Genomic DNA, 24,026 nt, shown 5'->3' on the forward strand with positions numbered 1-24,026 from the left:
GAGAATCCCCGGGTGAAGCGCCGTGCCGCCGCACATGACGCGGCTCGCACCACCCGGTGCGACCGGCGCCGCGGGTCCGGTCAGCGCGCCGCCCCGGCGAGCGTACCGGTCACCTTCCCGCCGGCCGGGTCCCACGCGATGCACAGCACCTCTCGGTCGCCGTTTTCCCACGACCCCTCCGTCGGGTACATCGGCCAATAGTCCAGCGTCGACTGCTCGTACGCCAGGCCGATGAACTCCGCGAACTGTGCGACGCACGTCGCGTCGGCCTCCGCCAGGATCGCGTCCTCGCCGGGGAACTCGCCGTCTGCGAGCTCGAACGCGTGGTAGACCTCGTCGTCGTGCGGCTCGGCGCAGGGCACGACCGGGACGTCGGTGATCTCGGTCGATGCGTCCAGGGCGCCGGTGTTGAGGCAGTCGCCGACGCGGACCTGGAAGACGTCGGCGTTGTCGGTCTGCTCGGTGACCTCGCCGGTTGCGGCGTCGCGCGCGGGCACCGACGCCGGCGCGAACTGGTCGAGGATCGAGCAGCCGCTCAGGGCGACGGCGCCGGTGACGCCCAGAGCGGCGAGGGAGAGGCGGGCGCGAGTGCGGTTCATTCAAGTCCCCAGTGAGTCAGGCGGTCCGCCCCGGCGGCGCACCCCCAGCGGCTCAGTCTGTCGGATGGATCGACTCGGACGCGAATCGTCAGCGCGCCCGGGGGTGGGAGGTGGCGTAGACGTCGCGCAGGGCGTCGACCGACACGTAGGTGTAGATCTGCGTGGTGGCCACGGATGCGTGCCCGAGCAGCTCCTGCACGACGCGCACATCCGCCCCTCCCTGGAGCAGGTGCGTGGCGAAGGAGTGCCGCAGGGTGTGCGGCGAGACGTGGGCGGTCAGCTGCGCGCGCTGTGCGGCCGAGTGGATCACGAGCCACGCGCTCTGTCGCGACAGCGGCGCGCCACGGGCCCCCAGGAAGAGCCGCGGCGTCGCACGGCCGCGGCGCGACAGTTCGGGTCGTGACCGGGTCAGGTAGGCGTCGACGGCGGCACGCGCGTACGAGCCGACCGGGACGATGCGCTCCTTCGAGCCCTTGCCGCGCACCCTGAGGACATCCCCGTGCGCGAGGTCGTCCACATCCAGCTGCACGATCTCCGACACGCGGGCGCCGGTCGCGTACAGCAGCTCGAGGAGCGCTCGGTCACGCAGCCCGACCAGGTCGCCGATCACCGCCGGAGCGACGTCGGCCCCGTCGGAGGCCGGGCCGGCCGCGGGCGGCGGGCCCGCGGCATCCAGCAGTCTCTCCACCTGGTCGATGGTGAGCGCCTTGGGGAGTCGTCGGGGCTGCTTCGGCGGGCGGAGATTGGCCGAGGGGTCGGCCTGCTCGATGCCCTCCCGCGCCAGGAAGCGGTGCAGCCCCCGCACCGACGACTGGAGCCGCGCCAGGGACGAGGCGGCCATCGGCGGCTGAGCCGCAGCCCGGTCGGCGATGAAGCTGCCGAGCATCACCGCCGTGACCTCGCCCGTCTCCTCCACGCCCTGCTGGCGAAGCCACCCGGCGTAGCCCGACAGATCGCGCCGGTAGGCGGCAACGGTGTTCTCCGACAGCCCGCGCTCGACCGCGATGTGCCGCAGGTACGCGTCCACCGCCCGATCGATCCGCATGTCCGTCCGCCCTCGTCCCGGGCGATCGACACCCATGGCCTGCGGCGCAGGTCAGGGCGTCGGAACCCCCTGTGCCGCGCGCAGCCGCTCGGCCGCCGCGAGCACGCCCACCGTCATGATGCCATTGCGCAGGCGTCCCGCGAAGATCCCGGCGACGACGTCGGCGAGCGGCACCCACTCCAGGCGGATGTCGGCCTCCTCGTCCTCACGCGCGTGCACCTCGCCGGCGGGCGAAAGACCGCGCGCGAGGAACAGGTGCACCACCTCGTCGTTGCCACCGGGGGTGGTGAAGATGCTGAGCAGCGGCTCCCACGACTCCGCGACGAGGTCCGCCTCCTCGGCGAGCTCCCGCTGTGCGGTCTCGAGGGGCGTCTCCCCCGCGATGTCGAGCAGACCGGCGGGCACCTCCCAATCGCGGCGGCGGATCGGATGCCGGTACTGCTGGATCAGCAGCACCCGGCCCTCGTCGTCGACCGCCACGATCGCGGCGGCCCCGGGGTGCTCGACGTACTGGCGCACGATCCGGGCGTCGCCGTAGCCGATCGTGTCGCTGCGCACGTCCCACACCCGGCCCTCGTACACGCGCTCGCTCTCGAGGACCGTCGCCTCGACGGGCTCGTCGGCGAGGAGCACCGGCGGCGACGGCGCGGCGGGGTGCGGCATCCGCTCGTCCGTCACGTCAGCGTTCCGCGACGACTTCGAAGGGCTCGACCTCGAACAGCTCGCTCGAGCGGTGACGCTCCAGCGCGGCACCCACGAGCCCGCGGAAGAGCGGGTTGGCGTTCGTCGGACGCGACCGCAGCTCGGGGTGCGCCTGCGTGGCGATGTAGTACGGGTGCACGTCACGCGGCAGCTCGACGTACTCGACCAGATCAAGGTCGGGGTTGATGCCGGAGAACACCAGTCCCGCATCGGCGATCCGGTCGCGGTACCGGTTGTTGACCTCGTAGCGGTGGCGGTGGCGCTCGGAGGCCCGGGCGGCGCCGTAGACCTCGGCGGCGATGGAGCCCTCCGCGAGCTGGGCGGGATACAGCCCCAGACGCATCGTGCCGCCCATGTCGCCGCGGTCCAGGATGTCGACCTGCTCCTCCATGGTGGCGATGACGGGATGCTGTGTGTCGGGGTCGAACTCGCTCGACGAGGCGTCTTCGATGCCGGCGACGTGGCGGGCGTACTCGATGACGATGCACTGGAGCCCGAGGCAGATGCCGAGCGTCGGGATGCCCTGCTCGCGCGCGAACTTCAGCGCGCCGATCTTGCCTTCGATGCCCCGGATGCCGAAGCCGCCCGGGATCACGATGCCGTCAAGGGTGCCCAGCGCCTTGGCCGCACCCTCGGGCGTCTCGCACTCGTCGGACGGGATCCACCGGATGTTGACGTGGGTCTCCTGGGCGAAGCCGCCCGCCTTCAGCGCCTCGGTCACCGACAGGTAGGCGTCGGGAAGGTCGATGTACTTGCCCACGAGCCCGATGGTGACCTCGTGCTTGGGGTTGTGCACCGCGTTGAGCACCCGCTGCCAGCGAGACCAGTCCACGTCGGCGGCCTGGGAGAGCCCCAGCGCCCGCACGATGTACTCGTCGAGTCCCTGCTCATTGAGCATCGTCGGGATGTCGTAGATGCTCGGCACGTCGACGGCGTTGACGACCGCGCCCTCGTCGACGTCGCACATGAGCGCGATCTTGCGCTTGTTCGCCTCGGTGACGGGCCGGTCGCTGCGCAGCACCAGGGCGTCGGGCTGGATGCCGATGGAGCGGAGCGTGGCGACCGAGTGCTGCGTGGGCTTGGTCTTCTGCTCGCCCGAGGCGCCCATGAACGGCACCAGCGACACGTGCACGAAGAAGACGTTGTTGCGGCCGAGCTCGTGGCGGATCTGGCGGGCGGACTCGATGAAAGGCTGCGACTCGATGTCGCCGACCGTGCCGCCGATCTCGGTGATGATGACGTCGGGCCGCGGCTCCTCGGTCGCCTGAAGGCGCATGCGGCGCTTGATCTCGTCGGTGATGTGCGGGATCACCTGCACGGTGTCGCCGAGGTACTCGCCGCGGCGCTCCTTGGCGATGACCTGCGAGTAGATCTGACCCGTCGTGACGTTCGCGGCCTGACTCAGCTCGATGTCGAGGAACCGCTCGTAGTGCCCGATGTCGAGGTCCGTCTCGGCGCCGTCGTCGGTGACGAAGACCTCGCCGTGCTGGAACGGGTTCATCGTGCCCGGATCGACGTTCAGGTAGGGGTCGAGCTTCTGCATCACGACACGCAGCCCCCGCGCGGTGAGCAGGTTTCCGAGGCTGGCCGCGGTGAGCCCCTTCCCCAACGAGGAGACGACACCACCGGTAACGAAGATGTGCTTGGTGGTGTCGTCCGAAGTGTCGCCGCGGAAAGAATCAGAAGTCTGCATCACGGGCTTTTATCCTATCAGTCGGCTTCCGAGCGGAGGCTGAGCAACTCGCGGGCGTGGGTGAGGGCCGCGTCCGAGTCGGGCATGCCCGACAGCAGGCGCGCCATCTCGGCCTCGCGGTCGGCGCCGTCGAGGCGCCGGACGTCGGATGCCGTCACCGAGCCGTCGTTCGCCTTCACGACGGTGAGGTGATTGGCCGCGAACGCCGCGACCTGCGCGAGGTGGGTGACGGCGATCACCTGCGACGACTGCGCGAGTCGCGCCAGGCGCCTGCCGACCTCGATCGCCGCCGCGCCGCCGATGCCGGCGTCGACCTCGTCGAACACGAAGGTCGGGACCGGGTCGACCGCGGCGATCACCACCTCGATGGCGAGCATGACGCGGCTGAGCTCGCCGCCGGATGCCCCCCGCGACACGGCACGGGGCTCCGCTCCGGGGTGCGGCGCGAGGAGGATCGCCACGTCGTCGCGGCCGTGCGTCGAGTCGACGCCGGGGGTGACCGCGACCTCGAGCCGCGCATCGGGCATCGCCAGCGCCCGGAGTTCGTCGGTGACCGCGGCGCCCAGCCGCGCGGCGGCTTCGGTGCGCGCGGCGGTGAGTGCTGTCGCGGCGTCATCGAGGACGGATGCCGCGGCCGCGCGCTCCGCGGTCAGCCGCTCGATGCGGTCGCCGTCGTCGTCGAGCTCGCCGAGGCGCGCCGAGCCGGTGTCGAGCAGCTCGATCGCGGCGTCGAGGGAGCCGTGGGTGCGGACGAGTCCCGCCAGGACGGCGCGGCGCTCCTCGACGGCTGCCAGCTCGTGCGGCCCCGACTCGTCGAGGTCGGCCAGGTAGCCGGCGAGCGCGGCGGCGATGTCGGCCACGCGGTACCCGATGTCGGCCAGCTGGCCCGCGAGCTCTTCCAGGACCGGGTCGTGGACGCGCTCGAGCGCGCGCCGGGCCTCGGCGAGCAGCGCGCCGGCATCGGGCACGTCCCCATCTCCCGAGAGCCCGTCGTGCGCCGACGCGGCGGCCAGCCGCAGCTCCTCGGCGTTGGCCAGGCGCTCGGCACGGGCGGCGAGGTCGGCATCCTCGCCCGGCACCGGCGCCGCCTGCTCGATCTCGGCGAGCTGGACCCGCAGGTCGTCCGCCTCGCGAGCGCGCGCGTCGCGGTCGTCGGTGAGCTGCGTGAGCTCCCGATCCACCGCGCGCCAGTGCTCGTACGCACGGCGGTAGGCGTCGCGCGCGGTGTGGACGGCCTCACCCCCGAACCGGTCCAGGGCGTCGCGCTGGGCGGCCGCGGAGCGGAGCCGCAGCTGGTCGGACTGCCCGTGCACGACCACGAGCTGCTCGGCGAGGTCGGCCAGCACCCCGGCCGGCGCCGCGCGCCCGCCGACGGAGGCCCGCCCCCTGCCCTCGCTGGAGATCGAGCGCCCGACGTACAGCTCAGCTCGCCCACCGCCGATCGGCTCGACGTCGCCTCCGGCCTCCCGCACCCGGGAGACCACGGCGCCGTCCTCGGGAACGATCCACACGCCGTCGACCGTGGCCTGCGAAGCGCCGGCGCGCACGGCGCCGGAGTCGGCGCGCTGCCCGAGCAGCAGCCCGAGGCCCGTCACGACCATCGTCTTGCCCGCGCCGGTCTCCCCCGTGATGGCCGTGAACCCGGGCCCGATGGGCAGCGTCGCCTCGGCGATCACGCCGAGGTCGCGCAGTCGCATCTCTTCGATCACAGGGACTCCTCCGGGCCGCCGGAGGGCGCGGCATCCGTCCCGGCGGTGCGGACCGGCAGCACGCCCGTGATCGCGGCGGGGCCGCGCCAGCCCTCCACCGGAAGCCGGAACTTGCGCACCAGGCGGTCGGTGAACTGCGCCGGGTGCAGACGGGCGAGACGCACCGGGCGATCGGAGCGCCGCATGACGACGCGGGCACCGGGGGGCAGGTCGTGCGAGCGGCGTCCGTCGCACCAGAGGATGCCGGTGCCGTTGGTGCGCTCGAGCACCTCGATCGCGACCGCGTGCTCGGGGCCGACGACCAACGGCTTGGCGAAGAGCGCGTGGGCCGAGAGCGGCACGACCGAGATGGCCTCGACGGTCGGCCAGATGACCGGACCGCCGGCGGAGAAGTTGTAGGCCGTCGACCCCGTCGGCGTGGAGACCACCATGCCGTCGCAGCCGAACGTCGACAGCGGACGCCCATCGATTTCGACGACGACCTCCAGCATGCGCTCGCGGCTGGCCTTCTCGACCGTCGCCTCGTTGAGCGCCCACGTCTCGTAGATGACGGAGTCGCCGGTGTCCTTCACGCGCACCTGGAGCGCCATGCGCTCCTCGACCTCGTACTCGCGGGCGATGACGCGGCGCACCGCCTCGTCCATGTCGTCGCGCTCCGTCTCGGCGAGGAAGCCCACGTGGCCCATGTTGATGCCGAGCACGGGCGCGACGCCGTCGCGGACGAGCTCCGCCGCACGCAGGATGGTGCCGTCACCGCCCAGCACGATGGCCAGCTCGATCTGGGAAACGGGCACATCGACGCCGAGGACGGCCACATCGCCGAGAGGGGACCCGGCCTCGACGAGCTCCAGCTTGTCGTCGGGCGCGAGCACCGGCCGCGCGCCGGCGGTGCGCAGCGCGGTCACGACGCGTTCGGCAGAGGCGACGGTGTCGGCGCGATGCGCGTGCGCTACCACCAGGATGCTGCGCTCGGCGCGTGCGTCGGCGTTGTTCATCGGCTCCCCGCCAGTCGGTTCACAGTGCTCAACCATTCTGTCGGATTGCTTCCGCGACCCGGCGCGAGGTGCACGATGTACTCCGCGTTGCCATGCGTGCCGGCGATCGGCGACGCGATCAGCCCGCACGTGCCGAGCCCGGCATCCCACGCCGCCCACAGCACGCCCGCGACGGCATCCGCGCGCAGCACCGGATTGGTGACCAGCCCGCCCTTCACGGCCGTGCGTCCCACCTCGAACTGCGGCTTGATGAGCAGCATGAGATCGGCATCGGATGCCGCCACCCCCCGTGCCGCGGGCAGCACATGGCTCAGCGAGATGAACGAGAGGTCTCCGGTGATCACCGACGGCGCCTGCTGAACGCCGCTCGCCTCGGCGAGCGACTCGGGCGTCATGTAGCGGACGTTGAATCCCTCGACCGAGACGACGGCCCGGTCGGCGGCGACGGATGCCGCGAGCTGGCCGTGCCCGACGTCGACGGCGATCACGGGCTCGGCGCCGCGCTCGCGCAGCACCTGGGTGAATCCGCCGGTGGACGCGCCCATGTCCAGCGCCACCCGGCGGGCGACCTCCACCCCGAATGCCTCCAAGCCGGCGATGAGCTTGTGCGCGGCGCGGCTGACGTAATGATCCGACCCTGCCACCTCGAGCACGCTGTCGTCTCCGACAGGAGTGGAGGCCTTGACGACAGGCCGGCCGTCGACGCTGACGAGACCCCCCGTGATCAGGGACGCGGCGTGCGTCCGCGAGCGCGCGAGTCCTCGAGCGGCGAGAGCGGCGTCGAGGCGGCTCGTCATGACGGAGAGCCGGGGCTCGCCTCGAGGCGGCGGGCGAGCGTGTCGTGCAGCGTGTCGTACGCCGCCGCACGGGACTCCAGCGGCTGCGCCTCGATCACCTCGAGCGTCGACAGCAGGTCTCCGGTCTCGTCCTCACGCTCACGGGGCTCGTCCATGCTCCCCAGAATACGGCGGTGGCACCGCCGTCCCGCGAACCACGTCGCCCTCGTCCGCCGACGCCTGCCGTGGTCGCGCTCAGGGGCGGTGGAACGGGTCGGCGTAGAGCTGCTCGGGCACGCGGAATCCGAAGATCGCCCGGCCGGTCGACCAGATCGCCGCGGCGCCCGCGCGCACGAGGTCGATCGGGCGGTCGCCCGCGCTGATGATCCGAACGTCGGCCCCGTCGATCGCGACGCGGGCGTCGCGGACCTTCGCGATGCCGTCCTTCACGTCGACCTCGGGGTACGGCTGGTGCAGCTCACGCAGGTCGCCCAGGATGTACGTCGGCCGGGAGCCCTCCGGCGCCGCGAGGACGTGCTTGGGCCGGTCGATGCCCGTCAGGACGAGAGCCGACGCGATGCCGGCCCGGTTGGCTCCGAGGATGTCGGTGTCCAGGCGATCGCCGAGGAAGAGCGGATGCCGCGCTCCGAACCGCGCGACCGCCTCGTGAAAGATCGGCGCCTCCGGCTTGCCGGCGACCGTCGCGAGCCGCCCGACCGCGGTGTGGACGGCCGACACGAGCGTGCCGTTGCCGGGCGCGACACCGCGCGACTGGGGAATCGTCCAGTCGGTGTTGGTCGCCACCCACGGGATGCCGCCCTCGTCCTCGGGAGTCTTCAGCGCGAACGCCGCCTCGGCGAGCTGCAGCCACCCCACCTCGGGAGCGAAGCCCTGCACGACAGCGGCGGGGTCATCGTCGGCGCTGCGCGTCACGACGAAGCCGGCCTTCTCCACCTCGACGACGAGACCGTCGCCACCGACCACCAGCACCGTCGAGCCCGGAGCGATCCGTTCGGCGAGGAGCCGCATCGCGGCCTGCGGGCTGGTCACCACGTCACCCGGAGCCGTCGCGAGGCCGAGCTCGCTCAGGTGCGCCGCGACCGAGGCATCCGTGCGCGACGCGTTGTTGGTGATGTACGCGAGCACCCGGCCGTCGCGCGCCCGGTTCAAGCTTTCGACGGCGTGCGGCAGCGCACCGGCGCCGGCGTACACCACTCCGTCCAGATCGGCCAGCACGACGTCGACCCCGTCGAGCGGGGCGGGCGTCGCGGCCCGACGCCCGAACAGCGCCATCAGCGCTCGGCCTCGTCGTGCGCCGGCTCGTCCACGCCGGCCTCCACGAGGATTTCGGCCACCTCGTCGGCGACCGAGGGCTCGTCGGCAGATGCCGCGTCGTCCGGCTCGGCGTCGGCGACGGTGGCGGATGCCGCGTCACCGTCGTTCTCCGCGCCGGGCGTCTCTTCGACGGCGGGCTCTTCGGCGGCGGGCTCTTCGACGGCGGGGACGGCCCCGGCGTCGTCGTGATCGGGCTCCTCCTCGACCTCCTCGACGAACACCGTCTCGAGATCGCCGAGTCCGGACGCCGCGTCGAGCGCCTCGCCGGCGACCACCGCGCGTCTGGCCCACTGCTGTGCTTCCTCGGCGCGACCGAGCTCTTCGAGCACGGCGGCACGCGCAGCGAAGAGGGCGGGGCTCCATTCGAAGGCGCGATCGGGATCCAGCTCGGGAATGTCGAGCTCCTGCAGGGCGCGCTCCGGCTCGCCGAGGTCGAGTCGCGCCCCTGACATGGTGATCGCCAGCTCGACGCGCACCGGGGTGTCCAGGGTGGAACGGTCGACGGAGCGACCGACCTCGAGCGCGCGATCGGGGCGTCCGACGCCGCGCTCGCTGTCGACGATGAGCGCGATCTGGTCGTCGTTGCCGGAGATGCGCCGGTACGTGCGCAGCTCGCGCAGCGCGAGGGCGAAGTCGCCGGTCGCGTAGGCGGTGATCGCGAGGGTCTCTCGGACGACCGCGATCCGGCCCGCGCGACGCGACGCCGACAGCGCGTGCTGGTGCGCGAGCTCAGGATCCTCGTCGATCAGCTGCGAGGCCATGACGAGATGGCGGGCGACCTGCTCCGCATTCTCCTTGCTCAGGGTCTTCAGCTCATTGCGCGCCGCCGGCGGCAGGTCGCGCCCAGTGACGTCCTCGGGGATGACGGGGTCATCGTGGCGCGGGCGGACAGGCCGGATCTCCCCGTCGCGCATGGCTCGGTCGGGGCGATCCGCACCTCCGCGCGTCGGGCGCGGACCGCGCTCGGACGGGCGGCCGTCGCGCTTCTCGTACGGCTTCCGGTCGCCGTCGCGCTTGGCGTACGGACGGTCGCCGTCACGCTTCGCATAGGGCTTCCGGTCACCGTCGCGCTTGGCGTACGGACGGTCGCCGTCCCGCTTCTCGTACGGCTTCCGGTCCCCGTCGCGCTTGGCGTACGGACGGTCGCCGTCCCGCTTCTCGTACGGCTTCCGGTCCCCGTCGCGCTTCACGTAGGGACGGTCGCCGTCACGCTTCTCGTACGGCTTCCGGTCCCCGTCGCGCTTCTCGTACGGTCTCCGGTCGCCGTCACGCTTCTCATACGGTCTACGGTCGCCGTCACGCTTGGCATACGGACGGTCGCCGTCACGCTTGGCATACGGACGGTCGCCGTCACGCTTGGCGTACGGCTTTCGCTCGCCGTCACGCTTCTCGTACGGCTTCCGGTCGCCGTCGCGCTTGGCGTACGGCTTCCGGTCTGAGCTCGACGATGGCTTCCGGCCGCTGCTGGGTCGGTCGCGCGGCGCGCGTCGATCGTCACGCGGCTCCTGCTGTGCCATTCTTCGATCCTCCCGGATGCGTTCTGCGTCGGCAATCCACCCTGTTAACGCGGAATGGCCACCCTGCGTTGGGTGGCCATTCCGTGTAATGGGTGTCCGGCGGTGTCCTACTCTCCCACAGGGTCCCCCCTGCAGTACCATCGGCGCTGAGAGGCTTAGCTTCCGGGTTCGGAATGGGACCGGGCGTTTCCCTCTCGCTATGGCCGCCGAAACTCTGTTGATGTTTCAGTCATGCACAACGACAAGTCTGCTGTTTTGTTGTTGTTTGGTTTCCGACCGTACATCGGGAACCACTCAGTGGACGCGGGCACCAGCGAGGGTGTTATCAAGTCATCGGCTTATTAGTACCAGTCAGCTGCACGCATTGCTGCGCTTCCACATCTGGCCTATCAACCCAGTAGTCTGGCTGGGAGCCTCTCACCCCGAAGGGTATGGAAGTCTCATCTTGAGGCCGGCTTCCCGCTTAGATGCTTTCAGCGGTTATCCATCCCGAACGTAGCTAACCAGCGGTGCACTTGGCAGTACAACTGGCACACCAGAGGTTCGTCCAACCCGGTCCTCTCGTACTAGGGTCAGATCCTCTCAAACTTCCTACGCGCGCAGCGGATAGGGACCGAACTGTCTCACGACGTTCTAAACCCAGCTCGCGTACCGCTTTAATGGGCGAACAGCCCAACCCTTGGGACCTACTCCAGCCCCAGGATGCGACGAGCCGACATCGAGGTGCCAAACCATGCCGTCGATATGGACTCTTGGGCAAGATCAGCCTGTTATCCCCGAGGTACCTTTTATCCGTTGAGCGACAGCGCTTCCACAAGCCACTGCCGGATCACTAGTCCCGACTTTCGTCCCTGCTCGACCTGTCAGTCTCACAGTCAAGCTCCCTTGTGCACTTACACTCGCCACCTGATTGCCAACCAGGTTGAGGGAACCTTTGGGCGCCTCCGTTACTTTTTGGGAGGCAACCGCCCCAGTTAAACTACCCACCAGGCACTGTCCCTGAACCGGATCACGGTTCGAAGTTAGACATCCAGAGTGACCAGAGTGGTATTTCAACAACGACTCCACGAATACTGGCGTATCCGCTTCACAGTCTCCCACCTATCCTACACAAGCCACACCGAACACCAATACCAAGCTGTAGTAAAGGTCACGGGGTCTTTCCGTCCTGCTGCGCGTAACGAGCATCTTTACTCGTAATGCAATTTCGCCGAGTTCGCGGTTGAGACAGTTGGGAAGTCGTTACGCCATTCGTGCAGGTCGGAACTTACCCGACAAGGAATTTCGCTACCTTAGGATGGTTATAGTTACCACCGCCGTTTACTGGGGCTTAAATTCTCAGCTTCGCTCCGAAGAGCTGACCGGTCCTCTTAACCTTCCAGCACCGGGCAGGCGTCAGTCCGTATACATCGTCTTGCGACTTGGCACGGACCTGTGTTTTTAGTAAACAGTCGCTACCCACTAGTCTCTGCGGCCACCACGCCCTTTTCCCAGCAAGTGGGTATAAGCGGATGGCCCCCCTTCTCCCGAAGTTACGGGGGCATTTTGCCGAGTTCCTTAACCACGATTCTCTCGATCTCCTCGGTATTCTCTACCTGACCACCTGAGTCGGTTTGGGGTACGGGCGGCTAGAACCTCGCGTCGATGCTTTTCTCGGCAGCATAGGATCACCCACTTTTCATCCGCATCGTGTCTCAGCCTGTACGAGTCACGGATTTGCCTATGACTCGGCCTACGCACTTGCCCCGGGACAACCATCGCCCGGGATGGGCTACCTTCCTGCGTCACACCTGTTAATACGCTAACCGCCTCAGCATGGGGTCGTGCGCTAGGCCCACCGCATCACCCCGAAGGGATCCGTCAGTGGGATTCAGACACTTAGCACTACTGGATTGGTTGGGGCGGTTCTTCGCCGGTACGGGAATATCAACCCGTTGTCCATCGACTACGCCTGTCGGCCTCGCCTTAGGTCCCGACTTACCCAGGGAAGATTAGCTTGACCCTGGAACCCTTGGTCTTTCGGAGGACGTGTTTCTCACACGTCTTTCGCTACTCATGCCTGCATTCTCACTCGTGTGGCGTCCACGGCTGGGTCACCCCGCCGCTTCACTCGCCACACGACGCTCTCCTACCCATCAACACGGCTGGACCACGAAGGCCTACCAATAATGTCAATGCCACAACTTCGGTGGCGTGCTTGAGCCCCGTTACATTGTCGGCGCGGAATCACTTGACCAGTGAGCTATTACGCACTCTTTCAAGGGTGGCTGCTTCTAAGCCAACCTCCTGGTTGTCTGAGCAACTCCACATCCTTTCCCACTTAGCACGCGCTTAGGGACCTTAGATGGTGGTCTGGGTTGTTTCCCTCTCGACTATGAAGCTTATCCCCCACAGTCTCACTGCTGCGCTCTCACTTACCGGCATTCGGAGTTTGGCTGACGTCAGTAACCTTGTAGGGCCCATCGGCCATCCAGTAGCTCTACCTCCGGCAAGAAACACGCAACGCTGCACCTAAATGCATTTCGGAGAGAACCAGCTATCACGAAGTTTGATTGGCCTTTCACCCCTATCCACAGCTCATCCCCTCAGTTTTCAACCTAAGTGGGTTCGGCCCTCCACGACGTCTTACCGTCGCTTCAGCCTGGCCATGGATAGATCACTTCGCTTCGGGTCTAGGACATGCGACTGAATCGCCCTATTCAGACTCGCTTTCGCTACGGCTACCCCACCCGGGTTAACCTCGCCACATATCGCTAACTCGCAGGCTCATTCTTCAAAAGGCACGCTGTCACACCTACCAGGGGTGCTCCAACGGTTTGTAAGCAAACGGTTTCAGGTACTATTTCACTCCCCTCCCGGGGTACTTTTCACCTTTCCCTCACGGTACTTGTCCGCTATCGGTCATCTGGGAGTATTTAGGCTTATCAGGTGGTCCTGACAGATTCACACGGGATTTCTCGGGCCCCGTGCTACTTGGGATACTCTCCACGTCAGAACACGCATTTCGACTACGGGGCTGGCACCCACTCTGGCCCGCCTTTCAAGACGGTTCGTCTATACGCTTCTGTCACGTCGACCACTCGGCAGAATGGTCAGGAAAGTCCCGCAACCCCCCACATGCAACGCCTGCCGGCTCTCACACACATGAGGTTTAGCCTCATCCGATTTCGCTCGCCACTACTCACGGAATCACGGTTGTTTTCTCTTCCTGTGGGTACTGAGATGTTTCACTTCCCCACGTTCCCTCTACCCGCCCTATATATTCAGGCGGGAGTCACTGGGTCGGCACGCCGCCCAGCGGGGTTTCCCCATTCGGACACCCTCGGATCAAAACTTGCTTATCAGTTCCCCGAGGCTTATCGCAGATTGCTACGTCCTTCTTCGGCTCCAGATGCCAAGGCATCCACCGTTTGCTCTTAAAGACTTGAAAACATGAGAATCAAAACTCGGGCCACACCCCAAAAGGAATGCGACCAGAAATTGACTAATGATCTAAAAAGATCATCTCGAAACGCGACCCCGAAACCGGGGCCGCATCTTTAAGATGCTCGCGTCCACTGTGTAGTTCTCAAAGTACGGGCGGCACCCCCCACACCCACCAGCACGAACCGGCAGCACAGGAGGCCCAGAGAGTCGCAACACCACCCCACCAAAACGGGGCAGGCGTCCGGTCCCTCAGGACCCAACAGCGTGCAGGCACCCCGCTCACCAACCCCCACCCTCCAACCCGGCCCGAAGACCCGGCGTACTAGTAGGAACCAGCTGCGCTGATGCCATGTCAAATGTTCCACCCACGAGCCCCAACCAGGAACATCCGTCCTGATCTGGGTCCTACGATCCGAAGACCGAGGTGCTCCTTAGAAAGGAGGTGATCCAGCCGCACCTTCCGGTACGGCTACCTTGTTACGACTTAGTCCTAATTACCGATCCCACCTTCGACGGCTCCCCCCACAAGGGTTGGGCCACCGGCTTCAGGTGTTACCGACTTTCATGACTTGACGGGCGGTGTGTACAAGACCCGGGAACGTATTCACCGCAGCGTTGCTGATCTGCGATTACTAGCGACTCCGACTTCATGAGGTCGAGTTGCAGACCTCAATCCGAACTGGGACCGGCTTTTTGGGATTCGCTCCACCTCACGGTATTGCAGCCCTTTGTACCGGCCATTGTAGCATGCGTGAAGCCCAAGACATAAGGGGCATGATGATTTGACGTCATCCCCACCTTCCTCCGAGTTGACCCCGGCAGTATCCCATGAGTTCCCACCATTACGTGCTGGCAACATAGAACGAGGGTTGCGCTCGTTGCGGGACTTAACCCAACATCTCACGACACGAGCTGACGACAACCATGCACCACCTGTTCACGAGTGTCCAAAGAGTCCCCTATTTCTAGGGTGTTCTCGTGTATGTCAAGCCTTGGTAAGGTTCTTCGCGTTGCATCGAATTAATCCGCATGCTCCGCCGCTTGTGCGGGTCCCCGTCAATTCCTTTGAGTTTTAGCCTTGCGGCCGTACTCCCCAGGCGGGGAACTTAATGCGTTAGCTGCGTCACGGAATCCGTGGAAAGGACCCCACAACTAGTTCCCAACGTTTACGGGGTGGACTACCAGGGTATCTAAGCCTGTTTGCTCCCCACCCTTTCGCTCCTCAGCGTCAGTTACGGCCCAGAGATCTGCCTTCGCCATCGGTGTTCCTCCTGATATCTGCGCATTCCACCGCTACACCAGGAATTCCAATCTCCCCTACCGCACTCTAGTCTGCCCGTACCCACTGCAGGCCCGAGGTTGAGCCTCGGGATTTCACAGCAGACGCGACAAACCGCCTACGAGCTCTTTACGCCCAATAATTCCGGATAACGCTTGCGCCCTACGTATTACCGCGGCTGCTGGCACGTAGTTAGCCGGCGCTTTTTCTGCAAGTACCGTCACAAAAAGCTTCTTCCTTGCTAAAAGAGGTTTACAACCCGAAGGCCGTCATCCCTCACGCGGCGTTGCTGCATCAGGCTTCCGCCCATTGTGCAATATTCCCCACTGCTGCCTCCCGTAGGAGTCTGGGCCGTGTCTCAGTCCCAGTGTGGCCGGTCACCCTCTCAGGCCGGCTACCCGTCGACGCCTTGGTGAGCCATTACCTCACCAACAAGCTGATAGGCCGCGAGCCCATCCCAGACCGAAAAATCTTTCCAACCACTGACCATGCGGCCGCGATTCATATCCAGTATTAGACGCCGTTTCCAGCGCTTATCCCAGAGTCCAGGGCAGGTTGCTCACGTGTTACTCACCCGTTCGCCACTGATCCACCCAGCAAGCTGAGCTTCACCGTTCGACTTGCATGTGTTAAGCACGCCGCCAGCGTTCATCCTGAGCCAGGATCAAACTCTCCATAAAAAAATGATGCCCACCAGAAACCGGGAAAACAGTTCACCAGCAGACGAGTTCAACCATGACCAAAAACGAATATCAAACTGACATCCATGAATTGATCCAAAAAAGACCCCCACCAACCGAAAAAACCGGTCGACAGAGAAAAAAATTGGCATTTGACAAGTGCACGCTGTTGAGTTCTCAAAGATCGGACGCACCTACGCTCAGGCCTCTCAGCCGTCACCGCAGGGCAACTTCTCTATCTTACACATCTCACTCCGCCTGTCAAACGGACCGAAGCGAGGCGCAAGACCTCACCGCAGCCGCAGAGAGCCGGCACGAGAGTGGAAGAAACCCATCCTAAACCGGAAGCCGGCCCGCTCGCCAGGAGCAGATCGGATGGGGTGGTCCGCTGCTTGAGGGGAGCCAGGCCTTCCGGCCTCCGCTCTACCCTTTGGGGCGAACAACAAGAACATTACGCGGTCGCCGCGGCAGCGTCGAATCGAGCCCGCATCCCGGGCGTGTCGCGGGCGCGCGCCGCGGAAACGCGGGGGATCGGGTGCCTGTGGACCGCGTAGCGTTGTCCTCATGAGCGACGAACGATGGGTGTGGGGCGCCGGCCTCGCGACGACCGCCGAAGACGGAACCGTGCTGGACACGTGGTTCCCGTCCCCCGCCGCCGGGCGCATTCCGCTCGGTTTCGATCCGCAGCTCGCGCCGGACGAGCTCGACCGGCTAGCGGTCGCCGACTCCCGACGCGCGGTCGCCGTCGACGTCGTCGCCGTGGAGGCCGACCTGGACGCCGCGCCCGCCTCGACTTCCGACGCCTACCTGCGGCTTCACGCACTCTCACACCGGCTCGTCCGTCCCAACGAGGTGAATCTCGACGGCATCTTCGCGCACCTGCCGAATGTGGCGTGGACCAACGCGGGACCGATGCATCCCGACACCCTCGCCCGGCTGCGCCCGTTCCTCGCGCGCGACGGCATCCAGGTGCAGGGCCTCGACAAGTTCCCGCGGCTCCTCGACTACGTCACGCCTGTGGGCGTCCGGATCGCCGACGCGTCCCGCGTGCGCCTGGGCGCCTATCTGTCACCCGGCACGACCGTGATGCACGAGGGGTTCGTGAACTTCAACGCCGGCACGCTCGGCCAGAGCATGGTCGAGGGGCGCATATCCCAGGGGGTGGTCGTCGGCGACGGCAGCGACATCGGCGGGGGCGCGTCCATCATGGGCACCCTGTCGGGCGGGGGCTCACACAAGGTGGCGGTCGGCGCGCGCTGCCTGCTGGGCGCGAACGCCGGCATCGGCATCTCGCTCGGAGACGACTGCGTCGTCGAGGCCGGCCTCTACGTGACCGCCGGCACGAAGGTGGTGCTCGCCGACGAGCGCCCTCGCGCCGACGGTTCCCTGCCGACCGCGAAGGGCGCGGAGCTCTCGGGTCGCGCAGGTCTGCTCTTCCGCCGCAATTCGCTCAGCGGCGCCGTCGAGGCCGTGCGGCGAGCGGGGGTCGGAGTGACCCTCAACGAGGCGCTGCACGCCTGAGTTCTCACGACGGGACGCCGCATCCGTCCTCGGCCGATGACACGCGAAGGGCTGCCCGCCGAGGAGTTCAGGACAGGCCGGGGTAGTTGCGCTCGGACGCTCCGACGTAGAGCTGCTGCGGGCGGCCGATCTTCGTCTGCGGATCACCGGATGCCTCGCGCCACTGCGCGAGCCACCCGGGGAGGCGCCCGATGGCGAACAGCACCGTGAACATGCGCGTCGGGAAGCCCATCGCCTTGTAGATCACGCCGGTGTAGAAGTCGACGTTGGGGTACAGGCGGCGGTCCTGGAAGTACGCGTCGTTGAGGGCGATCTCCTCCAGCTCCTTGGCGAGGTCGAGCAGCGGGTCGCTGACGCCGAGGGCCGAGAGCACCTCGTCAGCGGACTCCTTGACCAGCTTGGCGCGCGGGTCGTAGTTCTTGTAGACCCGGTGCCCGAAGCCCATCAGCTTGACGCCGTCCTCCTTGTTCTTCACCCGCTCGACGAAGCGCTGCACGCTCTCGCCCGAGTCGCGGATGCGCGCCAGCATGTCGAGGACGGCCTCGTTCGCGCCGCCGTGCAGCGGCCCGTACAGCGCGTTGATGCCGGCCGAGATCGACGAGAACTGGTTCGCGCCGGTCGAGCCGACCAGGCGAACGGTCGACGTCGAGGCGTTCTGCTCGTGGTCCTCGTGGAGGATCAGCAGGCGCTCCAGCGCCCGCGACATCACGGGGTCGACGTGGTAGAGCTCCGAGAGCACCCCGAAGTTGAGCTTGAGGAAGTTGTCGACGAAGCCGAGCGAGTTGTCGGGATACAGGAAGGCCTGCCCGACGCTCTTCTTGTGCGCGTACGCCGCGATCACCGGCAGCTTCGCGAGCATGCGGATGGTGTTGAGCTCCACGTGCTCGGGGTTGTTCGGGTCGGACTGGTGCTCGTAGTACGTCGACAGCGCCGAGACCGCCGACGACAGGACCGACATCGGGTGGGCGGTGTGCGGCAGCGCCGAGAAGAACCGCTTGAGGTCTTCGTGCAGCAGCGTGTGCCGGCGGATCTTCTCGTCGAACTCGCCGAGCTCGTCGGCGGTCGGCAGCTCTCCGTAGATGAGCAGCCACGCGACCTCGAGATAGGTGCTGTTCTTCGCCAGCTGCTCGATCGGGTAGCCGCGGTAGCGCAGCACCCCCTGGTCGCCGTCGATGTAGGTGATGGCCGACTTGGTGGCAGCGGTGTTGACGAAGCCGTAGTCGAGCGCCGTGTAGCCGGTCTGGCGGGTGAGGGTCGAGACATCCACGCTCGGCGTGCCGTCGGTGCCCCGCAGCAGCGGGAATTCGGCGGTCTTGTCACCGATCGTGAGAGTGGCCTTCTCCTGCTGGGTGCCCGCTTCGCTCACGGCGCCTCCTCGCGATTGTCGTCGTACGGGGGTGTCGTCCACTCCGGCGCGACGTCGCGACGTCGTCTGCTCGAGGACTTCAAGAGCGGGACGCCGGATGCCGCGTCGCCGCGTCACTACAGCCTAGTGCGCCTCCGCGCCTACTGTTGCCACGACCAAAGGGTCGCGGCATCCGGTAGAGGAATCCTCAGATCGACAACGGTGATGCCGCGCGGAGGCGCTGGGCGGCGGCGGCGATGCGGTCGTCGGTGGCGGTGAGCGACAGGCGGACGTGCTGCGGGAAGTGCGCACCGTAGAAATGGCCGGGCCCGGCGAGGATGCCGAGATCGGCGAGCCGGGCCAGGCTCTCCCACGCGTCGCGACCCTCCGTCGCCCACAGGTACAGCCCTGCCTCGCTCGCATCGATGCGGAAGCCGGCGGCCTGCAGGGCGGGGCGCAGCACGTCGCGCCGTCGCCGGTACGTCTCCCGCTGCGCCGCGACGTGCTCGTCGTCCTCGAGCGCCGCGATCATCGCGGCCTGCACGGGAAGCGGGAGCATGAGCCCCAGGTGCTTGCGCGCGGTGAGCAGGCGCGCCACGAAGGACGGGTCACCGGCGAGGAACGCTGCGCGGTAGCCCGCGAGGTTGGACTGCTTGCTGAGGGAGTACACCGACAGGAGACCGTCGATGTCGCCATCCGAGACCCGGGGGTCGAGCACCGACGGGACCGGCTCGGCGTCCCACGGCGCCTCCCACCCCAGCTCGGCGTAGCACTCGTCCGAGGCCAGCACGGCACCGAGATCCCGCGCGCGCGCGACCGCGGCGCGGAGAGCCTCGACATCGAGGACGCGGCCGTCGGGGTTCCCCGGCGAGTTCACCCACACGAGCCGCGTGCCCTCGGGCCACTCGGCCGGGTCGTCGGATGCGAGCGGGGTCGCCCCGACGAGCCGTGCTCCCACCTCGTACGTCGGGTAGGCCGCGCGGGGATGCACGACCGTGTCTGCAGGACCGAGACCCAGCAGGAGCGGCAGGAGGGCGACCAGCTCCTTCGAGCCCACGGTCGGCAGCACGTGGTCGGGCGTCAGTCCCACCACCCGCCGCCGCCGCTCGTACCACCGGGCGATGGCCGCGCGGAGGGCGGGCGTGCCCACCGTCTGCGGATACGCATGGGCATCGGTCGCCGCGCGCAGCGCGTCGGCCACCACGGCGGGGGTGGGGTCGACGGGCGAGCCGATCGAGAGGTCGACGATGCCGTCGGGGTGGACGCGGGCACGCGCGGCGTACGGTGCCACCGCGTCCCAGGGGTAGTCGGCGAGGTCGGCGACCCCCACGTCAGTGTTCCTGCGGCGGGAGTGCCTCGATGATGGGGTGGTCCTTGTGGATCACGCCGACCTTCGCGGCGCCGCCCGGCGAGCCGACGTCGTCGAAGAACTCGACGTTGGCCTTGTAGTAGTCCTGCCATTCGTCGGGCAGGTCGTCCTCGTAGTAGATCGCCTCGACGGGGCAGACAGGTTCGCAGGCGCCGCAGTCCACGCACTCGTCGGGATGGATGTACAGCGACCGCTCACCCTCGTAGATGCAGTCCACGGGACACTCGTCGATGCAGGCGCGGTCCTTGACGTCCACGCAGGGAAGGGCGATCACGTACGTCACGGTGCCAGTCTAGCCGCGGCCCTCGGGCCGCAGCGGCGGGTGCGGATCAGACGGTGCGATCGGATGCCGCATCCGCGCGCGTCTGCGGCCAGGCGATGACGATGGCCGAGACGAGCGGGACGAGGATCGTCCACAGCACGCCGGGGTTGATCGCGCCGTCGGCGGCCTGGGGCACGACCACGGAGCCGCCCGGCCCCGCTCCGGAGAAGACCAGGGTCGCGATCATGGCGCCGAGTGCGGTCGCGAGGGTCGCCCAGCGGTCCCCGGTGAGGAGGCGGACGGCCACCAGCAGCGCCGTCACACCGACGACGGCCAGCACGAGGCCGAGCGGGAACCAGCCGAGCCGGAAGCCCTGGGCCACCGTGCCTGCGACTCCGTAGAAGGCGCCGATGACGAACGCCACCAGCCACGCGCCCAGGCGCGTCCACGAGAACCCCACCGCCTCAGTCTAGGCGGGCACGTCCTCCCTGGCCGGAGTGCGGGTGCCTGCCGACTCTCGCCTCGTCACGCAGCCCACCCCCACAGCCGCAGGACTGCCGCCACCAGCGCGGCGGCGATCACGACGACCAGGAACGGCGCCCTGAGCATCAGCAGTCCCGCGGCGACGAGCACGGCGGGGACCCGTGCGTCGACGACCACCGCCTGCCCGGCGCCGAGCGTCTGCACCGCGACGAGCGCGGCGAGGAGGGCCACGGTCAGCAGATCGGCGATCCGCATCGGCCTGGGCGCCTGCACCCACTTCGGCGGGATGAGGTAGCCGACCGTCTTCAGCGCCACGCAGATGATGGCTGCCGTCAGCACAGCGGTCCACATCGTCACGGCAGGCCCTCCCGTTCGGCGACGTCGTCGGGCTCTGCGGTGAGCCCCTCGTCGTCGCGGCCGAGCCAGTTCGTGAAGCCGACCGCGATCGCCACCGCGGCGGCGATGATGACCGGCAGCCCCGGCATCAGCACGGGCGTCAGCACCGTCGCGACGACCGCCGCGGCCACCCCGACGACGATGGGCTGGCGCGCCCTCAGCCGCGGCCACAGCAGCGCGAGGAAGGCGGCTGCCGCGGCCGCGTCCAGCCCGTACGCGCGCGGGTCGCCGAGCACATCGCCCAGCAGCGCGCCGGCGAGTGTGGAGAGGTTCCAGCCGATGTAGATGCCGATTCCGGTGACCCAGAAGCCGAGGGTCCGTGCACGGTGCGACGACTGCGCGAGCGACACCGCAGTGGACTCGTCGATCGTGAACAGGGCGGCCGCGGCGCGCCGCCAGAATCCCGCCCCGATGACCGGGGACATGCGGATGCCGTAGGCGACGTTGCGCACGCCGAGCAGGGCGGCGGAGGCGATCGCGGCCGGCGCGGCAGCCAGTCCCCCGGCGCCGACGATGCCGGCGAACGCGAACTGGGATCCCCCGGTGAACATCACGAGACTGAGCACGCAGGTCTGCCACACGTCCAGACCCGAGGCGACCGCCAGCGCGCCGAACGAGATCCCGTACGCACTGGTGGCCAGCGCCACCCCGAGCGCCTCGCGCACCGCCCGCTTCGCCTCGCCGGCGCTGTGCACGTCGTCGAAGTGGAGCTCGTGGGTCACTTCGTCATGCTACCCAGCGCCCTCCGACGTCCCGCCGGTCCGCCCTGCCACGAGTGGCCCGCACGGCGGCGGCGGCATCCGCCCGTCAGGCGTTCGCGTCCTGGCGCTTGAGGCGCGAGGCGGCGCGGCCGCGCTCGGTGGCGTCGAGGATCACCTTGCGGATGCGCACCTTCTCGGGGGTCACCTCGACGCATTCGTCCTCGCGCGCGAACTCGAGGCTCTCCTCGAGCGAGAGCTGGCGCGGCGGGGTGAGGCGCTCGAGCTCGTCGGCGGTCGACGAGCGCATGTTGGTGAGCTTCTTCTCCTTGGTGATGTTGACGTCCATGTCGTCGGCGCGGGTGTTCTCGCCGACGACCATGCCCTCGTACACCTCTTCGGTGGGCTGGACGAAGAAGCTCATGCGCTCCTGCAGCGCCATCATCGCGAACGGCGTCACCACGCCGGCGCGGTCGGCGACGATCGAGCCGTTCTGACGTGCCTGGATGTGTCCCGCCCAGTCGTCGTACCCGTGCGAGATCGCATTGGCGATGCCCGTCCCGCGCGTGATCGACAGGAACTCGGTGCGGAAGCCGATGAGCCCGCGCGAGGGGACGATGAACTCCATCCGCACCCAGCCGGTGCCGTGGTTGACCATGGTCTCCATACGGCCCTTGCGCGCCGCCATCAGCTGCGTGATGGCGCCGAGGTACTCCTCGGGCGCGTCGATGGTGAGGTGCTCGAAGGGCTCCTGGACCTTGCCGTCCTCGCCCTTCCTCGTCACCACCTGCGGCTTGCCGACCGTGAGCTCGAAGCCCTCGCGGCGCATGTTCTCGACGAGGATCGCCAGAGCCAGCTCACCGCGGCCCTGCACCTCCCACGCGTCGGGCCGGCCGATGTCGACGACCTTGAGCGACACGTTGCCGATGAGCTCGCGGTCCAGGCGGTCCTTGACCATGCGCGCGGTGACCTTGTGGCCCTTCACCTTGCCGACCAGCGGCGAGGTGTTCGTGCCGATCGTCATCGAGATCGCCGGGTCGTCGACCGTGATCGCGGGGAGCGGCCGGACGTCTTCGGGGTCGGCGATCGTCTCGCCGATCGTGATCTCCTCGATGCCCGCGATCGCGACGATGTCGCCGGGCCCGGCCTCCTCGGCCGGGTAGCGCTCGAGCGCGCGCGTCTTGAGGAGCTCGGTGATGCGGGCGTTGGAGTGCGAGCCGTCGTGACGCACCCACGCGACGGTCTGGCCCTTGCGCAGCGTGCCGTTGAACACCCGCAGCAGTGCGAGACGACCGAGGAAGGGGCTGGAGTCGAGGTTGGTGACCCAGGCCTGCAGCGGCGCCTCGTCGTCGTACGACGGTGCCGGCACGTGCTCGAGGATCGCCTCGAACAGCGGCTCGAGGTCGGCGTTGTCGGGCAGTTCGCCGTTGGCGGGACGGGTGCGGGATGCCGCTCCGGCGCGCCCCGACGCATAGACCACCGGCACGTCGAGCAGGGCGTCGACGTCGAGGTCGGGCACGTCCTCGTGCAGGTCGGAGGCCAGACCCAGCAGCAGGTCGTGCGCCTCCTCCTCGACCTCGGCGATGCGCGCGTCGGGACGGTCGGTCTTGTTGACCAGGAGGATGACCGGGAGCTTGGCCTCGAGGGCCTTGCGGAGCACGAAGCGCGTCTGCGGCAGCGGGCCCTCGCTCGCGTCCACGAGCAGCACGACGCCGTCGACCATCGACAGGCCGCGCTCGACCTCCCCGCCGAAGTCGGCGTGGCCGGGAGTGTCGATGACGTTGATGGTCACCGGCACGTCGGTGTGCGCGCCGTTGTAGGTGATCGCCGTGTTCTTGGCGAGGATCGTGATGCCCTTCTCACGCTCCAGGTCGTTCGAGTCCATCGCCCGCTCCTCGACGTGGGCGTGCTCGCCGAAGGAGCCGGTCTGACGCAGCATCGCGTCGACGAGAGTCGTCTTGCCGTGGTCGACGTGGGCGACGATCGCCACGTTGCGGAGGTCCGGACGGAGGGCGCGCGCCATGAGGGAGTCCTTGGAGGTGAGGGGAAGATCGAGGTCGGTCCCTGAGCGTGTCGAAGGTCCCGGCATCCGTCATTCTACCGGGACGATCTGCACGTCCCCCGCGCACGCCGACCACGCCGCCCCGGCGGACCGGGACGGCGTGGTGCGAACGGATGCCTCCGCGACAGGAGCGC

General features: G+C 67.8%; 18 protein-coding genes and 3 rRNA genes. 1 reads left to right on the forward strand and 20 read right to left on the reverse strand.

Going from position 1 to position 24,026, the window contains the following annotated elements:
- Positions 1 to 80: 80 nt before the first annotated feature.
- The 13 genes from IR212_RS09600 to IR212_RS09660 form a co-directional block, all read right to left on the reverse strand.
- A complete protein-coding gene (locus tag IR212_RS09600; RefSeq protein ID WP_194395720.1) occupies positions 81 to 599 on the reverse strand; it encodes a septum formation family protein in 519 nt (172 codons plus the stop codon).
- An 88-nt stretch (positions 600 to 687) separates the two neighbouring features.
- Positions 688 to 1,644 carry a site-specific tyrosine recombinase XerD gene (gene xerD, locus IR212_RS09605; RefSeq protein WP_194395721.1) on the reverse strand — a complete coding sequence of 319 codons (957 nt, stop codon included), beginning with the start codon at positions 1,642 to 1,644 and terminating at the stop codon, positions 688 to 690.
- A 51-nt stretch (positions 1,645 to 1,695) separates the two neighbouring features.
- Positions 1,696 to 2,322: an NUDIX domain-containing protein gene (locus IR212_RS09610; protein ID WP_228479253.1), complete on the reverse strand. Its 627-nt coding sequence runs from the start codon at positions 2,320 to 2,322 to the stop codon at positions 1,696 to 1,698.
- 1 nt (position 2,323) lies between these two features.
- The gene (locus tag IR212_RS09615; RefSeq protein WP_194395722.1) at positions 2,324 to 4,039 is read right to left on the reverse strand and encodes a CTP synthase; all 1,716 of its coding nucleotides are present in this window, start codon (positions 4,037 to 4,039) and stop codon (positions 2,324 to 2,326) included.
- A gap of 17 nt (positions 4,040 to 4,056) precedes the next feature.
- Positions 4,057 to 5,748 carry a DNA repair protein RecN gene (gene recN / locus IR212_RS09620; protein ID WP_194395723.1) on the reverse strand — a complete coding sequence of 564 codons (1,692 nt, stop codon included), beginning with the start codon at positions 5,746 to 5,748 and terminating at the stop codon, positions 4,057 to 4,059.
- Positions 5,745 to 6,743: an NAD kinase gene (locus IR212_RS09625; protein WP_194395724.1), complete on the reverse strand. Its 999-nt coding sequence runs from the start codon at positions 6,741 to 6,743 to the stop codon at positions 5,745 to 5,747. Before IR212_RS09625 ends, recN begins: the two co-directional genes overlap by 4 nt.
- On the reverse strand, positions 6,740 to 7,540 hold the full coding sequence (locus tag IR212_RS09630; protein ID WP_194395725.1) for a TlyA family RNA methyltransferase: 801 nt from the start codon (positions 7,538 to 7,540) through the stop codon (positions 6,740 to 6,742). The genes IR212_RS09625 and IR212_RS09630 overlap by 4 nt, the downstream gene beginning before the upstream one ends.
- The gene (locus IR212_RS09635; protein ID WP_194395726.1) at positions 7,537 to 7,695 is read right to left on the reverse strand and encodes a hypothetical protein; all 159 of its coding nucleotides are present in this window, start codon (positions 7,693 to 7,695) and stop codon (positions 7,537 to 7,539) included. The genes IR212_RS09630 and IR212_RS09635 overlap by 4 nt, the downstream gene beginning before the upstream one ends.
- A 79-nt stretch (positions 7,696 to 7,774) precedes the next feature.
- On the reverse strand, positions 7,775 to 8,812 hold the full coding sequence (locus IR212_RS09640; protein WP_194395727.1) for an HAD-IIA family hydrolase: 1,038 nt from the start codon (positions 8,810 to 8,812) through the stop codon (positions 7,775 to 7,777).
- Positions 8,812 to 10,371: a primosomal protein gene (locus IR212_RS17090; RefSeq protein WP_228479254.1), complete on the reverse strand. Its 1,560-nt coding sequence runs from the start codon at positions 10,369 to 10,371 to the stop codon at positions 8,812 to 8,814. The genes IR212_RS09640 and IR212_RS17090 overlap by 1 nt, the downstream gene beginning before the upstream one ends.
- 94 nt (positions 10,372 to 10,465) lie before the next feature.
- A 5S ribosomal RNA gene (rrf, locus tag IR212_RS09650) occupies positions 10,466 to 10,582 on the reverse strand.
- Between the two features lie 110 nt (positions 10,583 to 10,692).
- Positions 10,693 to 13,801: ribosomal RNA gene (locus tag IR212_RS09655) — 23S ribosomal RNA — on the reverse strand.
- A gap of 431 nt (positions 13,802 to 14,232) precedes the next feature.
- A 16S ribosomal RNA gene (locus IR212_RS09660) occupies positions 14,233 to 15,756 on the reverse strand.
- Together the 16S, 23S and 5S rRNA genes form the textbook arrangement of a ribosomal RNA operon.
- Before the next feature lie 564 nt (positions 15,757 to 16,320).
- On the opposite strand from IR212_RS09660, the gene dapD reads away from it, so the two are divergent.
- Complete coding sequence (gene dapD / locus IR212_RS09665) at positions 16,321 to 17,277, forward strand: 2,3,4,5-tetrahydropyridine-2,6-dicarboxylate N-succinyltransferase (RefSeq protein WP_194395728.1); 957 nt, start codon at positions 16,321 to 16,323, stop codon at positions 17,275 to 17,277.
- A 67-nt stretch (positions 17,278 to 17,344) separates the two neighbouring features.
- Here dapD and IR212_RS09670 read toward each other — a convergent pair whose 3' ends face one another.
- The 7 genes from IR212_RS09670 to typA form a co-directional block, all read right to left on the reverse strand.
- The gene (locus IR212_RS09670) at positions 17,345 to 18,643 is read right to left on the reverse strand and encodes a citrate synthase (RefSeq protein WP_194395729.1); all 1,299 of its coding nucleotides are present in this window, start codon (positions 18,641 to 18,643) and stop codon (positions 17,345 to 17,347) included.
- A 187-nt stretch (positions 18,644 to 18,830) separates the two neighbouring features.
- Positions 18,831 to 19,952, reverse strand: a complete 1,122-nt coding sequence (gene dapC, locus IR212_RS09675; RefSeq protein WP_194395730.1) for a succinyldiaminopimelate transaminase — start codon at positions 19,950 to 19,952, stop codon at positions 18,831 to 18,833.
- Position 19,953: 1 nt separating this feature from the next.
- Entirely contained in the window at positions 19,954 to 20,274 is a 321-nt protein-coding gene (gene fdxA, locus IR212_RS09680; RefSeq protein WP_194395731.1) for a ferredoxin, read from the reverse strand.
- 46 nt (positions 20,275 to 20,320) lie between these two features.
- Positions 20,321 to 20,713: a DUF6113 family protein gene (locus IR212_RS09685; RefSeq protein ID WP_194395732.1), complete on the reverse strand. Its 393-nt coding sequence runs from the start codon at positions 20,711 to 20,713 to the stop codon at positions 20,321 to 20,323.
- Positions 20,714 to 20,778: 65 nt separating this feature from the next.
- Positions 20,779 to 21,093, reverse strand: coding sequence for an AzlD domain-containing protein (locus IR212_RS09690; protein ID WP_194395733.1), 315 nt, complete (start codon positions 21,091 to 21,093; stop codon positions 20,779 to 20,781).
- On the reverse strand, positions 21,090 to 21,854 hold the full coding sequence (locus IR212_RS09695; RefSeq protein WP_228479255.1) for an AzlC family ABC transporter permease: 765 nt from the start codon (positions 21,852 to 21,854) through the stop codon (positions 21,090 to 21,092). The genes IR212_RS09690 and IR212_RS09695 overlap by 4 nt, the downstream gene beginning before the upstream one ends.
- Before the next feature lie 85 nt (positions 21,855 to 21,939).
- Positions 21,940 to 23,853, reverse strand: a complete 1,914-nt coding sequence (gene typA, locus IR212_RS09700) for a translational GTPase TypA (protein ID WP_194395734.1) — start codon at positions 23,851 to 23,853, stop codon at positions 21,940 to 21,942.
- Between the last annotated feature and the right edge of the window lie 173 nt (positions 23,854 to 24,026).

The sequence above is a fragment of the Microbacterium atlanticum genome (assembly GCF_015277815.1).
Lineage (GTDB): Bacteria > Actinomycetota > Actinomycetes > Actinomycetales > Microbacteriaceae > Microbacterium > Microbacterium atlanticum.